Below are 14,938 nucleotides of genomic sequence, written 5' to 3'. Positions count from 1 at the left end.
CCGATGTGCGCTCAACGCAACTGATCCCTAAACTGCCCCGGCGTCATCCCCGTCCAGCGTTTGAACGCGCGGCTGAAGCTGCTGGTATCGGCAAACCCCAGCAGATAACTGACCTCACTCAGCGAGCATTGCGGATCCCGCAGGTGCAACAGCGCGAGGTTCTCGCGGCTTTCATTCAGCAGGGTGTCGAAGCGACAACCCTCGTCCGCCAGATGCCGTTGCAGGCTGCGCAGGCTCAGGTGCAGGGCCTGGGCGATGCGTTCGGCGCTGGGTTCGCCTTCGGGCAGTTGTTCTTCGATGGCGTCGCGCACCTTGCGCTCCCAGGTCAGCGGCTTGAGCTGGGCGAGGGTGCGTTTGAGCACGGCTTCGTTGTGCTCGGCCAGTTCCGGGTTGGCGTCGTCGAGGTGGCTGTCGAAGTCGGTGAGGGCGAATTCGATGCGGTCTTCTTCGGCTGAAAAATGCACCGGCGAGCGGAACACCTTGTGCCATTGATGCGCATCGGCCGGTTCCGGGCGGCGCAGGTACACCGCCAGTGGCGCGTAGTCGCGGCCGAGACGATTGCGGCAGGTGCGCACGTAGATCGCGGCAAAGGCGTCGATGGCTTCGAAGGCCGGGGCCGGGTTGTCGGCCGGGATTTTCAGGCGAAACCGGTAGCGGTCTTCGCTGCGGGTCAGCTCCAGTTCCAGCGCGTCGCTGACTACTTGGTGATAACGCACGATCCGCTCGAACACTTCCCGCAGGCTGCCGCTGGCCACCAACGCGTATCCCAGCGCGTGAAACGTCGTGGGGCTGACGAAACGCGACACGCGCAAACCGATCGCCGGATCGCCGCTGACCTGCACTGCGATTTCCCACAGACGCGTGGTGGCGGACAACGGATAGCGGGCGTTCGGGTCGTCCATCAGCTGCGGATCGAGCCCGGCCTGCTGGCACAGGGCAGTGCTGTCCAGCCCCAGCGCGTCGAGTTGCTTGCGCAGGGCACGGGTCCAGCTGGCGAGAGAAGTCGGTTCTTTCATGCTGATTGGCGCTTCCGGTCAACAGGTTGGCGTTCTCGGCTACCGCGTCCGGACCCTGCGCGGGGCAGGATGCGAACATCAATAACCAGAGGATGGAAGCATGGACCGTACTTCTGCAAGTCCCCAGCGACACAATGCTGCCCAGCGATCAGCGCATATTCGCGAAGTGGTGCTGGCCAATGGCGTCGAGCTGCGCGAGCGTTACCCGATTCTCAAGCATCAGGACGCCCTCGGTGCGGGGATTCTGGCGTTTGCCCTGGCCGGGATGATCGGCTCGGCGGCGCTCTACATCACTGGGCATATGGCGTGGTGGGCGTGCCTGTTGCTCAACGCGTTTTTCGCCTCGCTGACCCATGAGCTGGAGCACGACCTGATTCACAGTATGTATTTCCGCAAACAGCGCGTGCCGCACAACCTGATGATGGGCCTGGTGTGGCTGGCGCGGCCGAGCACGATCAACCCGTGGATCCGCCGTCATCTGCACCTCAATCACCACAAGGTCTCTGGCACTGAAACCGACATGGAAGAACGGGCGATCACCAACGGCGAGCCATGGGGTTTGGCGCGGTTGCTGATGGTCGGCGACAACGTGATGTCGGCATTCATCCGCATGCTGCGGGCCAAGACCTGGGCGCACAAGTTCAGCATCATCAAGCGTTCGCTGAAGGTCTACGCGCCGCTGGCGCTGGTGCATTGGGGCGCGTGGTATGTGTTCCTCGGGTTCCATGCGGCTAACGGCATCGCTTACCTGATGGGCTCGCCGATCGAATGGTCAGCGACCACGTTGTCGGTGATGCAAGTGATCGATATTGCCGCTGTGGTGATCATCGGCCCGAATGTGTTGCGCACGTTTTGCCTGCACTTCATCAGCTCGAACATGCATTACTACGGTGATGTGGAGCCGGGCAATGTGTTGCAGCAATGCCAGGTGCTGAATCCGTGGTGGCTGTGGCCGTTGCAGGCGTTCTGCTTCAACTTTGGCAGCAGTCACGGGATTCATCATTTTGTGGTGAAGGAGCCGTTTTACATTCGCCAGCTGACCGTGCCGGTGGCGCATAAAGTGATGCGGGAGATGGGCGTCCGGTTCAATGATTTCGGGACGTTCGGGCGGGCGAACAGGTTTGTTCGCAAGGAAGAAATCGTACAGAAAGAGGTGCAGACGGCTCAGGCTTGAAGGTATCCGAAGCTATCGCCGGCTAACCGGCGATAGCCCTGCATCAGCCACCCTCAATCCAGCTGAAACGGCGACTCGCTTAGAATCACCCCGGTCTCTTCCACATACCGCTGCCAATGCTCGATCAGCGCTTCAAGCTTTTGCGGCTGACTGGTCGCCAGGTCATGAACCTCCCCCGGGTCAGTCCCTAAATCATAAAGCTGCCAGGTCGCCGGCCCGACCGGACCGGGGATCCACACTGCCTTCCACTGCCCCTGCCGAATCGCCCGTCGCCCGAACAATTCCCAACCGGTGACGGTATGTTCGTCATGCACCTGCGCCGTCTCGCCGGACAGGAAACCCAACCACGATTTACCACGCAACGGCGCCACCGGTTTGCCGTGCCACTGTTTGCCCGGATGCCGCACGCCGGCCAGATCGAGGATGGTCGGCGTGATGTCCATCACTGTGCCGAAACCGTGGCTGATCTGCCCCTTCAGCGGCAACTGCGGATAGTGCAGCAGCGCCGGAACGCGAATCCCGCCCTCTGTAGTGAACGCCTTGAACAGGCGTGACGGCGCGGTCGCCACCTGCGCCCAGTTCGGCCCGTACCAGACGTAGGAATTGGCGCGGCCGATGTTGTCGAGGCTGTTGTCGTAATGCTGGCTCAGGTAGGTCACCAGCTCCGGGCCGAATTTCGGGAAGGCTTCCAGCAGCGCGCCTTCGGCACCGTTGTCGGACATGAACAGGATGAAGGTGTTGTCGAGCTGGCCCTGCTGGCGCAGATAGTCGACGACGCGGCCGATGTTCCAGTCCATGCGCTCGACCATCGCGGCGTAGACCTCCATCGCCCGTGCGGAAATCTGCTTTTGCTCATCGCTCAACGCAGCCCATTGCGCGGTCAGTTGGATCAAAGGATGCGGCTCGACATCCGGCTCGATCAGCCCCAGCGATTTGAGTTTTTCCAGACGCTCGAGGCGCAAGACTTCGGGGCCCGCATCGTAGCGGCCACGGTATTTTTCGACGATGTCGGCGGGAGCCTGCAACGGCCAGTGCGGTGCGGAAAACGGCAGGTAGGCGAAGAATGGCCGGCTCTGGTCGCGCTCCTTGAGGTACTGCAACAGCTTGTCGCCGAACGCGTCGGAGGAATAGAAATCCTTCGGCAGTTCGTCGATGAACGTGTCGTCCTCGATGTACAGCGCCGGGGTGGATTTCAGCAGGCCGGGCGTGTGTTCATCGTAGGTCGGTTCGAATCCGTAGTGGTTCGCCGCGCCGGGCAGCAGCGAGAACGAACGCTCGAAGCCACGGGCGTGGGGCGCCAGTTCAGCGGTCAGGCCCAGGTGCCATTTGCCGCTCATCAAGGTTTGGTAACCCGCTTCGCGCAGCAACTCCGGCAACGCGACGACACGGTCGTTCAGGTAACCCTCGTAACCCGGTTTGCCGATCAGTTCCGGGGTCAGCGTTTCGGCCATGGTGCCGATACCGGCGATGTGGTGATCGGTGCCGGTGAGCAGCATCGAGCGGGTCGGCGAGCAGGTCGGCGCAGTGTGAAAATCAGTCAGGCGCAGGCCATTGTTGGCCAGGGCATCGAGGTTCGGTGTGGCGATTTCGCCGCCGAAGGCACCGATGTCGGAGAAGCCGAGGTCATCGGCCAGAATCACCAGAAAGTTGGGACGTTGCGGCATCAACAGGCTCCTGTTCAGCAGGCAATGAACGACAGCGGCAGATCGCGGATCTGCACCGGTGCGCTCGGTTGGTAATGGTCGTCACTGGTCAGTTCGTGCAGCAGTTCTTCGCGCAACTGGTGGAAGTCGAAACTGCTGCGCTGGCGCGGATGGGGCAGGGCGATGTCCACCACCTGTTTGATCCGGCCGGGGCGCGGTTCCATGACCACCACGCGGTCAGCGAGAAAAATCGCTTCCTCGACATCGTGGGTGACCAGAATCGTGGTGATCTTTGCCCGCTCGCGAATCGCCAGCAGTTCGTCCTGCATCTGCTGGCGGGTCAGCGCATCGAGGGCGCCGAAAGGTTCGTCAAGCAGCAGGATTCGTGGGCTCGCCACCAGCCCGCGAGCAATCGCCACGCGCTGGGCCATGCCGCCGGAAAGTTGATGCGGATAGGCGCGGGTGAAGTCGCGCAGGCCCACCAGTTCGATGAAATCGTTGACGCGTTGCTGCTTTTCAGCGGCGCTCAGCGGCTCGTTGACCAGGCCCAGACCGATGTTGTCGGCCACCGTCAGCCACGGGAACAAACGGTGTTCCTGAAACACGATGCCGCGTTCGCCGCCGACGCCGCTGACGGCTTTGCCATCGACCGTGATCTGCCCGCGAAACTGCGTGTCGAGCCCCACCAGCAAGCGCAGCAAGGTGGACTTGCCGCAGCCGCTGGAGCCAACGATGGCGACGAACTCGCCCTCGGCGATGTCGAGGTTGAATTCGCGAATCGCCTCCAGTTCGAAACCGTCGACGTCGAAGGATTTGCCTACGTGGGTGAAGCTGACAATCGGTGCGTTCATGCGTGTCTCCAGCGGGTGGCGCGGATTTCCAGGCGTTGGCCAATGAGGTTGAGCAGGGCGCCGGTGAGGCCGACCAGCAGCATCCCGGCCATGATCAGATCCATGCGCAACAGTTGTTGGGCGCCAATCATCTGGCTGCCGATGCCGCCGTTGGACGGCATGAAATATTCGGCACCGATGGTGCCGAGCCAGGCGTAGATCAGGCTCAGTCGAAGGCCGGCGAAAATCCCCGGCGCGGCGCCCGGCAAAACCAGTCGGCGCAGGCGTTGAGCGAGGCTAAGGCGCAGTACCTGTGCGGCTTCGTTGAGTTGCGGCGAGAGGTTGGCGACGCTGCGTTGAGTCGCGACAAACAACGGAAAGAAAGCGGCGAGGGCGACAAACACCCACTTGGCCAATTCGCCCAGACCGAACCATGCGGTGAGCAGCGGCACCCAGGCGAAAATCGCGATCTGCCGCAGGGCGGCGAGTGTCGGGCCGAGCACGCGCTCGCTGGTACGCGACAGCCCCAGCACCAAGCCCAGCACGAGGCCGAGGCCGCCGCCAATCAACAGGCCGCCGAGTGTGCGGCCGAGGCTCAGGGCCATGCCGCTGATCAGCGTACCGTCGAGCAGGCCGTGTTTTGTGGCTTCCAACACGGCCAACGGGCTGACCAGAATGTTGGAGTCCACCCACTGCTGATCGACCGCCAGTTGCCACAGCGCAAACAACCCCAGCGGCAACAGCCACGGCTGCACGCGCTGCCAGCCTTCATAACGCGGGCCGCGACGAATTTCCGCCGTGGCCGGGTGCGGCCAGTGCACCAGTTTCCTGTCCAGCAGACCGATGCCGCGATCCATTGCCACGCCGATCAGGCCGATCACCACGATGCACACGAAGACGATATCGAGCATGAACAACTGACGCGCCCAGACCATCAGGTAACCGATGCCTTCGCTGGAGGCCAGCAGCTCGACGGCGAGCAATGAGGTCCAGCCCGCGGCCAGGGCCAGACGCACGCCGGCCATGAATGCGGGGAGGGCGGCGGGCAGCACCAATCGGCGGATCAACAGGCGTGGCGGCAAACGTAAAACAGCGGCGGCTTCGCGCAGTTTCGGTTGCGCATCGCGCACGCCGACCAGCGTGTGCAAGGTCACCGGCACTACGATGGCCTTGACCAGCACCACCAGTTTCAGCGTTTCGCCGATGCCGAAAAACACCATGAACAGCGGAATCCACGCCAGCGTCGGCACCTGGGCCAGACCCGCGAAGGTCGGGAAGATGAGGCGTTCGAGGCGACGGCTGAAGCCCAGTCCCGCACCGAGCACCGCACCGGCGGCAACGCCCGCCAACAAGCCCCAGAACAACCGTTGCAGGCTGATCCACAAGTGACTCCACAACTCGCCCTGGGACAGCTCGATCGCGCTGTTCCACACCAGCGATGGCGCCGGCAGGATCTGTTCGCTCATCCATTGATTGCGCGCCGCCAGCCACCACAGGGCGAACAGCCCGAGCGGCAAGATCCAGGGTAAAACGCGTTGGCTCAGGCTTGGCCAGGTGCGCCGGTTTTTCAACGGCGGTGCGGCCAGTGGCAGGCTGAGCAGGGATTCACGGGCCATGGGTGACCTCCGTTGTCGGGTTGGATCGTGTCAGCGGAATTAGCTGTGAACTAATCGTTATAAGTGAATTAAAAAATAATCATTTTGGAGATAAGCAGCGCCATTTAAGGCCTCCAGCCCTGCACGCATCCAATGCATTCGAAGAATATTTTCGATGCTCTCCATGCATACCGGCCTGCATGTCCCGACTTTGCTGGCTTAGCGTGAAAAGCTATAAAAATGTGCTTTTTAAGTATTTAAGTGCCGATATGGATTGCGCCTACTTTCGGCTCCTCAATGCCCGCCGTGATCAGGAGCCGCACCCATGAACCTTCCCTTCAAACGTGTCATCAGTCTGTTTGCCGCGCCGGCACTGGCGGGCCTGCTGGCGTTCTCTGCCCAGGCCGACGAGCTCAAGGAAATCAGGATTGCCGTGCCTGATCTGAGCGCGGGTACTCAACACAGCGGCGGGGGCATCGTGGACGTGCTGCGCGATCAGCAGATTTTCGAAAAGGCCTTCGCCGAGCAGGGCATCAAGATTCAGTGGAGCTTCTTCAAGGGCGCCGGCCCGGTGATCAACGAGGCGTTCGCCAACGGCCAGGTGGATCTGGCTTATCTGGGGGATCTGGCGGCCATCATCGGCAAGTCCAACGGGCTGGATACACGGCTGCTGAGTGCCAGCGCCCGGGGTGTGAAGCAATACCTCGGCGTGGTGCCGGGTTCGGGGATCAAGACGTTGCAGGATCTCAAGGGCAAGCGCGTGGCGATCTTCCGGGGCACCGCGACCCAGTTGTCATTCGATGCCGCGTTGGCCAGCGTGGGCCTGAGCGAGAAGGACGTGAAGGTGATCAACCTCGATTTCAACGCGGCGGTTGCCGCGCTGGCGGCGAAGCAGATCGATGCGTCGTGGGGCAGCTCCGGGCTGACAGCATTGCAAGCCAAGGGCCTGGCCGAGTTGCCCCTGAACACCAAGGATCTCGGTGGCGCCGGCAGTGTGCAGTCGGTGCTGGTGGGCACCGGCAAGTTTGTCGATGGACATCCGGAGGCCGTGGCGAAGCTGCTCAAGGCACAACAACAGGCAGTGGAGTGGCTGACCCAGGACAGCAACAAGGACGCTTACGTGCAGTTGGTTTCTGGGCTGGCGAGTTATCCGCCGGTGATCCTGACCCAGGATCTGAAGGATCAGAACCTGAGCGAAGTATTCCCGTCGACACTGGATCCGCTGTTCCTCGAAAACCTGCAGGGCAAGGTGGATCTGGCGGCGCAGCAGAAACTGATCCGCAAGCCGTTCAAGGTGAACGAGTGGGTGGCGCCTGAGCTGGCGGCTGCGAAGCTCTGAGTGATGGAGTCATTCCCGCGCAATGCGTGGGAATGACCCTCAAACCGCGATGCTGATCGCCTGTTTATCCACTGCCACCAACGTATCGATCATCGCCCGCGCCGCCGGTGACAGCCGGAATCCTGTGCGGCTCACAATCCCGCACCGCGCATTCATGCTCTCCAGGTTCTGTGGCAGGTTGCGCCAGTGCAGCAGCGCCAGCGAGCCCTGGGCGATGTCCTCGACAAACGCCTCTTCAGTGCCCACACCAATCGCGTTGGATTGCAGCACCACTTTCACCAGCGCCGGAAAATGTTCGGTCTCGATGGTCGGGGAAAAATCGATCCGGCCGCTGAGGTTCGCCAGCAGTTTGCGAATGCCCGGCGGGATCAGCGTGGTCGCCAGCGGGTAGTCAAACATGTCGTTGGTCGACAGGCTTTCCTTGGCCAGCAGCGGATGCCCCGGCCGGCAGAAAAACACCCCGCGCTTGGGCGTCAGCGGCTGGGTCTGAAAGTTCGGGTCGGATTCGAAATGGCGGATGTCGGCGATGAAGAATTCGATCTCCTCGCGGCTCAGCGCGCGGCTGAGCTTTTCCCAGTTATCCACCTGAAAACAGGTGCGCACTTTCGGGTGCGCATTGATGAATTGCGCCACCGCGTCCGGCACCAGTTTCACCGCCGGCGCCGGACCGCAACCGAAGTGCAGTTCGCCGGCGTCGAGCTTGGTCATCTGCGTCACTTCGGCGCTGAGCAATGCCGCGCCCTGCACCAGGGTCAGGGCGTGTTGCAGCACCACCTGGCCTTCGGGTGTCGGGCGCAGATCCTTGTTGCCGCGATCCACCAGCACACAGCCGAACTCCTGCTCCAGCCCCTGAATACTGCGGCTGAACGCCGGTTGAGTGATGCCCATGGCGTCGGCCGCGCGGACAAAACTGCGGTGTTCGTTGAGGGCGATGAAGTAGCGCAACTGGCGAAGATCCATATGCTTTTCCGGCATCCTAAAAATAGCTCGAAGGCATTTGCGACGAGGTTGCTTGAGGTTTTAAATGCAAGCTCTTATTCCGTCAACGAAGCATGTGAATATCTATTAGATGTAAATGGAATATAGATAGAGCGTTGTTTCGCTGCCGTTCAACCGCAAGCAGTCGATGAGGGTCTACCCATGAGCAATGCCGCACTCGCTGTAAAACCCGCTGTCCACGCGCTGGACATTCATCCGGTGGCCGGCCGTATCGGTGCCGAAATCCGTGGCGTGCACCTGTCCGGTGAACTGGATGCCGAGACGGTTGAAGCCATTCAACAGGCGCTGGTCCAGTACAAGGTCGTGTTCTTTCGTGAGCAGACCCAGCTCGACGATCAACGTCAGGAAGCCTTCGCTCATTTGCTCGGCGAGCCGGTGGCGCATCCGACCGTGCCGTCCCGTGAGGGCACCCGGTACCTGCTGGAACTGGACGGCGCCGAAGGGCAGCGCGCCAACTCCTGGCACACCGACGTGACCTTCGTCGATGCTTACCCGAAAGCCTCGATCCTGCGCTCGGTGGTGGCTCCGGCATTCGGTGGCGACACCCTGTGGGCCAACACGGCGACCGCGTACAACGAACTGCCGACCGAGCTGCGTGAGCTGGCGGACAAACTGGTGGCCGTGCACAGCAACGAATACGACTACGCCGGGGCGAAGCCGGACGTCTCGGCGGAGAAGCTTGAGCGCTATCGCAAGATCTTCACCTCGACGGTCTACGAGACTGAACATCCGGTGGTCCGCGTACACCCGATCAGCGGCGAAAAAAGCTTGCTGTTGGGGCATTTCGTCAAACGCATCAAGGGTTACTCCCAGGCTGATTCGGCGCACCTGTTCGGCTTGTTGCAGAGTCATGTGATTCGTCAGGAAAACACCGTGCGCTGGCGCTGGAAGGCCGGTGATGTGGCGATCTGGGATAACCGTTCGACGCAGCATTATGCGATTGATGATTACGGCACTCAGGATCGCGTGGTGCGTCGGGTGACGCTGAAAGGGGAGGTGCCGGTCGGGGCGAATGGGCAGCGTAGCCAGACCATCAAAGGTGCTGAAATCGTTGGTGTCTGATCGGGCCTCATCGCGAGCAAGCTCGCTCCCACAGGTTTGCGGTGTACACAAATCCTGTGGGAGCTGGCTTGCCAGCGATGCTTTTAATCACCAAACGCCAATCTGAACGAGCTTCTCAGTCTCCGGCTCGCCATAACGAAACCGCTGCCCACGCAAATCGATCTCCTGATGACTGATCGTCGTGCGCCGCTTCAACCCGCGCACCCACTCGAACAGATACGCCGCATGCTCCTCGCGCACCCCCGCATACGCGGGGTCGGCGCCCAGATCCTGCAGCTCCTGCGGATCGTTCAACAGGTCGAAAAGCTGCGGCCGGAAGCCGTCGTACGCCAGGTATTTCCAGCGTTCACTGCGCACCATGGTCATGCGGCAACGGTCGATCGGCTGGCCCAGTCGCTCCCGTGCCGGGGCCTGGAAGGCGTAGTCGTATTCGCTGATCGCATAGCGGCGCCAGTCAGGGTTTTCACCGTGCAGCAATGGAATCAACGAGCGACCTTCCAGTCGATGCTCCGCGCCCGTGACGCCCAGCGCTTCGAGAAAGGTCGGTACGCCGTCGATAGTTTCCGCCAAGCGTTCATCCACCGTGCCCCGTGTGACATCCGCCGCCGTGCGCGGGTCGCGCACGATCAATGGAACGCCCACCGCCTGCTCCAGCAAAAACTCCTTCTCGCCAAGCCAGTGATCCCCCAGAAAGTCGCCGTGATCGCTGGTGAACACGATCAGCGTGTCCTCCCAGCGTCCGTTGCTTTGCAGGAAATCGAACAGACGACCCAACTGATCATCGACCTGTTTGACCAGGCCCATGTACGTCGGGATCACGTTCAGTCGTACCGGGTCTTTGGAGAAGTTCAGGCTTTCCTCATGCTGGCGAAAGGCCTGATAGACCGGATGGTCGCTTGGAGAGGCATTACGTACCGGTTCGAGAATCGATTTCGTACTGTACAAAGTGTGGTACGGCGCCGGTACGATGTAGGGCCAGTGAGGTTTGATATAGGACAGGTGTAAAAACCACGGTTTTTCACCTTGCTCACCGATGAAGTCGATGGCTCGATTTGTAGTGTAGACAGTCTCTGAATGTTGCTCGGGAATTCGCGCCGGCAGACGGGCATGGCGCATTTTCCAGCCGCTGAGGATTTCGCCGTTGTCGCCTTCGGCCGCGTTGGCCCAGTCGTGCCAGGGGTTGCGCCCTTCCAAACCTTGCTCGCGCAGGTAATGGGTGTACGGCGCGGATTCGCGTTTGTCATCGAACAACGGGTCATCGGGGAAGATGCCGTCGTGGCGAAAGTACGGCTCGAAGCCGACTTCGTTCAGCACTTCGGCCTGGGCGCTTTCAGGGTTGATTGCCAGCCGCTGCAAGGCATCCACGTTGGCCGTGGCGTGGGTCTTGCCGACCAGCGCAGTACGAATGCCGTGGGGGCGCAGGTAATCGCCGATGGTCAGTTCTTCCAGCGGCAACGGCACGGCGTTCCACGCCACCTGATGGCTGCTGACATAACGCCCGGTGTAGGCCGACATCCGCGACGGCCCGCAGATCGTGCCCTGGGTGTAGGCGCGGCTGAAGCGCACGCCGGCGGCGGCCAGGCGATCAATGTTCGGGGTGTGCAAATGCGGGTGACCGTAGCAGGACAGGTAATCGCGGCGCAGTTGATCGCACATGATGTACAGCACGTTGCGCACGGGGTTTTGCGGGTTGGACATGGGGTTCACCAGTCAGAAAGACAGGCGAGGTTTTTCGCTTTCGGCGAGGGTGTTCGGCAAGTGCATTCGGGGAATGCTTGCCATGCATGAAACGCATGGGGTTAGACGGCGAGGTTTGCCAGTGAACACACCTCCTCTTCCACCGCATCGATCGCCTTGATTTGCTCGATCATCGCCTCGGCCAATGGCGACAACCGATACCCGGCGCGGCTGACAATTCCGTAGCGTGTGTAAAGCTCCTCGAGATCATCCGCCAACCCGTCGATCTTCAAGCACACCAACTCGCCACGGGCCTGATGCAGTGCATCCGAATAGGCACCGACGATGCCGATTGCATCCGAACGCAGCACCACGCCGAGCAGGCTGGCGCTGTTCTCGCACTCCACATTCGGGACGAAATCCGGCCGGCCACTGAGGTCGACGATGACCTTGCGCAGGTTTGGCGGACGAATGCTCACGGCCAGTGGATAGCTCATCAATTGCTCGGCCGTGACCCGATCAAGAGCGGCCAGCGGATGCCCGGCGCGACAGCAGAAATGCCATTTGCGCGGGCGCAATCGGTGGGTCAGATAATCCGGATCCGCCTCGAAGTGCCGAGTGTCGGCCACGAAGAATTCGAACTCTTCGCTCAGCAGCCGTTTGCTCAGGCTCTGCCAGTCATCGACCTGGTAATGCACCCGCGCTTTCGGATAGCGGCCGATGAAGCTGCCGATGGCTTGCGGGATCAATCCTGCCGCCGGCGCCGGGCCGCAACCGAAGCGCAATTCCCCCGCCTCCAGCCCGTTGAACTGGCTGATCTCGTTGGCCATTTGCTGTGCACCGCTGACCAGTCGCCGCGCGTGTTCAAGCAGCACCTGGCCCTGTTTGGTCGGCGGCAATTCCTTGCGCCCGCGATCCACCAACTGGCAACCGACGCTGTGTTCCAGCGCCTGAATGCTGCGGCTGAACGCCGACTGCGACAGGTTCACCGCCTGCGCGCCCGCGACGAAGCTGCGCTGTTCGGCGAGGGCGATGAAGTGTCTGAGCTGGCGCAAGTCGATATGCATTTTTCACATAAAAAATATCCGGGAAATGCATTGGATATGCATTAGGTCGACTCCTTATAAAGGCAATCTCTTATGCAGTAAATCTTTGTAAAAACATAAATAAATAACTTTAAAGAATATGCGACGCGAACAATGTCTGCGTGTTTTTTGACCAGGAGCAGCCCCATGAGTCCGTTGAACCTTGCTTCACCGCCGCCGCCACGACGGCTCAAACGTCTGCCTCTGGCCCTGTTGCTGGCGGGGAGTGCCAGTTGGACCCACGGCTACGCTGCGGAAACCGAAACCCCTGTGCCGGTACCGGCAGGCAAGACTGCGACCGCCACTTCGCAACTGGAAACCGTGACCGTCACCACTCGCCGTCGCGAAGAAAGTTCGCAGGATGTACCGACGCCGATGAGCGTGGTCAGCGGGCAGACCCTGGAGACGCAGCGGGTCTATCGCATCCAGGATCTGCAGCAACTGGTACCCAGCGTCAACGTCGCCTACATGCATGCGCGCCAGTCCAGCGTGTCGATTCGCGGCCTGGGTAACAACCCGGCCAGCGACGGTCTGGAAGGCAGTGTCGGCCTGTACATCGACAACGTTTATCTGGGCCGCCCGGGGATGGCGGTGTTCGACCTGATGGACATCGAACAGCTCGAAGTCCTGCGCGGGCCGCAGGGGACGTTGTTCGGCAAGAACACCACCGCCGGGGTGATCAACATCAGCACCCGAGCGCCGAGTTTCACCCCGGAGCGCAGCATCGAAACTTCGGTCGGCGAGGACGGTTACTTCCAGACCAAGGGCACGCTTTCCGGGCCGCTCAACGATCAACTGGCCGGCCGAATTTCCGCCTATCGCACCCGCAGCGACGGCGACATCAAAAACGAATTCAACGGCCATGACTTGAACGGCGGCTCTCGCGACGGCTTCCGTGCGCAGTTGCTGTTCAAGCCCAACGAGAATTTCAATCTGCGTTGGATTGGTGATTACAACGAAGAGGATTCCAGCGCCGGTACCCGCGTGCTGTACAACACCGGGCCGACCATTAACGGCGTCAACCTCTATCAGTCGCGGGCCAACGCCGCCGGCGCAACGCTGGTCAACGGCTCGCACCGCAAGGTCAATCTGGACAACGACCAGCACGTCACGGTGCATCAGGGCGGCACATCGGTGGAGGCTAACTGGACGCTGCCGAGCGACTTCACCCTGACGTCGATCAGCTCCTACCGCTTCTGGAATTTCACCCCGGCCAACGACGATGGCCTCAATGTCGCGGCAACCTACAACGCCGGTGTGTCGGTGGAGGACAAGCAGTACTCGCAGGAATTTCGCCTGGCGTCGCCCAAGGGCGAGTCCTTCGATTACGTGCTCGGCGCGTACTACTTCGGCTCAGATCTGGACAACAAATCCTTCGCCTATTACGGCCCCCAGGCCGACATCTGGAACGGCACGCCACGGGGCGCATTGGCCAACGTCGGCAGCGTCGGCCGCGGCCACATCCAGACCGACAGTTTTGCGCTGTTCGCCCAAGGCACCTGGCACCTGACTCCACGCCTGGATTTCACCGCCGGGGTGCGCGGCACCTATGAAGAGAAGAACGCCTGGGTCAATCGCGATGCGCCGGTCGGTGGCGCCACAGTTACCGGCGCCGCAGCCACTGCGCGACGTGGCCGGACCGGCGCCTACGATTCCGGCGATCTGAATCAGTACAGCTCCAGCCCGTCCGGCTTGCTCAACCTCAGCTATCGCATCACCGACGATTTGCTTGGCTACGCCACGTTGTCCCACGGCGAGAAATCCGGCGGGGTCAACCTCGTGGTGGGTTCGGCACCAACTGCCGGCGCCGACTCGCTGCTGATCGGCACCGAGCGAGCCAACAACGCCGAACTCGGTTTCAAAAGTACCCTGTGGGACCGCCGCCTGCAGCTCAACGCCAACCTGTTCTGGACCCAGGTCAACGCCTACCAGACCAACGCTTACGACGACGTCAACCGCGTGCAATACCTGACCAACGCCGGTTCCGTGCGCTCGCGCGGGGTGGAATTCGAAAGCACTGTGATCCCGTTGCGCGGCCTGACCCTGAACTTCAACGGCTCGTTCAACGACGTCAGCTACCTCTCGTACAAGGACGCGCCGTGCCCGCCGGAAGTCAGCCTGGCACCGGGCGCTCCGGCCTCTTGCGACCTCAGCGGTCATCAGGTCGTCGGCGCCTCGAAATGGATCGGCAACGCCAACGGCAAGTACGAATGGAATCTGGCCAACGGGCTGCAACCTTACGTCACCGGCAGCTACGCATTTCGCTCCAAAGCAGTGGGCACGGTCGAGGATTCCGACTACGGCCAGATCCCGAGTTACGCGGTGGTCAATCTCTCCACCGGCCTGCGCGGCGATTTCAATCAGGGCCAGTGGGACGTCTCGCTGTGGCTGAAAAACGCCTTCGACAAAACCTACTACACGACCCTGTGGACCGGCGGCAACGGCGGTTATGAAGGCCTGCTCGGCACGCCGCGCACCCTCGGCGTCACCGGTCGCTACGACTTCTGATCGATCCCTC

Annotated in this window: 11 protein-coding genes; 4 read left to right on the top strand and 7 right to left on the bottom strand. The window is 61.4% G+C overall.

Annotated elements, in window-relative coordinates:
• Positions 1–11: 11 nt before the first annotated feature.
• Positions 12–1,016, bottom strand: coding sequence for an AraC family transcriptional regulator (locus AC07NR_RS16085; protein WP_085733379.1), 1,005 nt, complete (start codon positions 1,014–1,016; stop codon positions 12–14).
• Between the two features lie 100 nt (positions 1,017–1,116).
• On the opposite strand from AC07NR_RS16085, the gene AC07NR_RS16080 reads away from it, so the two are divergent.
• Positions 1,117–2,190 (top strand): fatty acid desaturase, encoded by a 1,074-nt coding sequence (locus AC07NR_RS16080; protein ID WP_495078936.1) that lies wholly within the window; start codon positions 1,117–1,119, stop codon positions 2,188–2,190.
• 53 nt (positions 2,191–2,243) lie between these two features.
• Here the strand turns inward: AC07NR_RS16080 and AC07NR_RS16075 are convergent, their stop codons facing one another.
• From AC07NR_RS16075 to AC07NR_RS16065, 3 genes are read right to left on the bottom strand one after another with little or no spacing between them, the layout of a single operon-like run.
• On the bottom strand, positions 2,244–3,854 hold the full coding sequence (locus AC07NR_RS16075; RefSeq protein WP_495078935.1) for an arylsulfatase: 1,611 nt from the start codon (positions 3,852–3,854) through the stop codon (positions 2,244–2,246).
• A 14-nt stretch (positions 3,855–3,868) separates the two neighbouring features.
• Positions 3,869–4,684, bottom strand: coding sequence for an ABC transporter ATP-binding protein (locus tag AC07NR_RS16070; protein WP_495078934.1), 816 nt, complete (start codon positions 4,682–4,684; stop codon positions 3,869–3,871).
• Positions 4,681–6,279, bottom strand: coding sequence for an ABC transporter permease (locus AC07NR_RS16065; RefSeq protein ID WP_495078933.1), 1,599 nt, complete (start codon positions 6,277–6,279; stop codon positions 4,681–4,683). The genes AC07NR_RS16070 and AC07NR_RS16065 overlap by 4 nt, the downstream gene beginning before the upstream one ends.
• A gap of 304 nt (positions 6,280–6,583) precedes the next feature.
• Between AC07NR_RS16065 and AC07NR_RS16060 the strand changes: the two genes are divergently transcribed.
• Entirely contained in the window at positions 6,584–7,597 is a 1,014-nt protein-coding gene (locus AC07NR_RS16060; protein ID WP_273897906.1) for an ABC transporter substrate-binding protein, read from the top strand.
• A gap of 39 nt (positions 7,598–7,636) precedes the next feature.
• Here AC07NR_RS16060 and AC07NR_RS16055 read toward each other — a convergent pair whose 3' ends face one another.
• Complete coding sequence (locus AC07NR_RS16055) at positions 7,637–8,557, bottom strand: LysR family transcriptional regulator (protein ID WP_432218248.1); 921 nt, start codon at positions 8,555–8,557, stop codon at positions 7,637–7,639.
• 180 nt (positions 8,558–8,737) lie between these two features.
• On the opposite strand from AC07NR_RS16055, the gene AC07NR_RS16050 reads away from it, so the two are divergent.
• Positions 8,738–9,658 (top strand): TauD/TfdA dioxygenase family protein, encoded by a 921-nt coding sequence (locus AC07NR_RS16050; RefSeq protein ID WP_495078932.1) that lies wholly within the window; start codon positions 8,738–8,740, stop codon positions 9,656–9,658.
• Between the two features lie 87 nt (positions 9,659–9,745).
• Here the strand turns inward: AC07NR_RS16050 and AC07NR_RS16045 are convergent, their stop codons facing one another.
• Positions 9,746–11,356, bottom strand: coding sequence for an alkaline phosphatase family protein (locus AC07NR_RS16045; RefSeq protein WP_495078931.1), 1,611 nt, complete (start codon positions 11,354–11,356; stop codon positions 9,746–9,748).
• Between the two features lie 101 nt (positions 11,357–11,457).
• Complete coding sequence (locus tag AC07NR_RS16040) at positions 11,458–12,402, bottom strand: LysR family transcriptional regulator (protein WP_305833350.1); 945 nt, start codon at positions 12,400–12,402, stop codon at positions 11,458–11,460.
• 165 nt (positions 12,403–12,567) lie between these two features.
• On the opposite strand from AC07NR_RS16040, the gene AC07NR_RS16035 reads away from it, so the two are divergent.
• On the top strand, positions 12,568–14,928 hold the full coding sequence (locus tag AC07NR_RS16035; RefSeq protein WP_495078930.1) for a TonB-dependent receptor: 2,361 nt from the start codon (positions 12,568–12,570) through the stop codon (positions 14,926–14,928).
• Positions 14,929–14,938 lie beyond the last annotated feature (10 nt).

This window comes from Pseudomonas sp. GW821-FHT09C09 (assembly GCF_059418105.1).
The sequence above is the reverse complement of the archived record's forward strand: the minus strand, read 5'-3'. Positions and strand labels throughout refer to the sequence as shown.

Excerpts from the sequence above, each read along its gene's own strand:
- AC07NR_RS16085 (WP_085733379.1), bottom strand. The coding sequence starts at position 1,016 with ATGAAAGAACCGACTTCTCTCGCCAGCTGGACCCGTGCCCTGCGCAAG.
- AC07NR_RS16080 (WP_495078936.1), top strand. The coding sequence starts at position 1,117 with ATGGACCGTACTTCTGCAAGTCCCCAGCGACACAATGCTGCCCAGCGA.
- AC07NR_RS16075 (WP_495078935.1), bottom strand. The coding sequence starts at position 3,854 with ATGCCGCAACGTCCCAACTTTCTGGTGATTCTGGCCGATGACCTCGGC.
- AC07NR_RS16070 (WP_495078934.1), bottom strand. The coding sequence starts at position 4,684 with ATGAACGCACCGATTGTCAGCTTCACCCACGTAGGCAAATCCTTCGAC.
- AC07NR_RS16065 (WP_495078933.1), bottom strand. The coding sequence starts at position 6,279 with ATGGCCCGTGAATCCCTGCTCAGCCTGCCACTGGCCGCACCGCCGTTG.
- AC07NR_RS16060 (WP_273897906.1), top strand. The coding sequence starts at position 6,584 with ATGAACCTTCCCTTCAAACGTGTCATCAGTCTGTTTGCCGCGCCGGCA.
- AC07NR_RS16055 (WP_432218248.1), bottom strand. The coding sequence starts at position 8,557 with ATGGATCTTCGCCAGTTGCGCTACTTCATCGCCCTCAACGAACACCGC.
- AC07NR_RS16050 (WP_495078932.1), top strand. The coding sequence starts at position 8,738 with ATGAGCAATGCCGCACTCGCTGTAAAACCCGCTGTCCACGCGCTGGAC.
- AC07NR_RS16045 (WP_495078931.1), bottom strand. The coding sequence starts at position 11,356 with ATGTCCAACCCGCAAAACCCCGTGCGCAACGTGCTGTACATCATGTGC.
- AC07NR_RS16040 (WP_305833350.1), bottom strand. The coding sequence starts at position 12,402 with ATGCATATCGACTTGCGCCAGCTCAGACACTTCATCGCCCTCGCCGAA.
- AC07NR_RS16035 (WP_495078930.1), top strand. The coding sequence starts at position 12,568 with ATGAGTCCGTTGAACCTTGCTTCACCGCCGCCGCCACGACGGCTCAAA.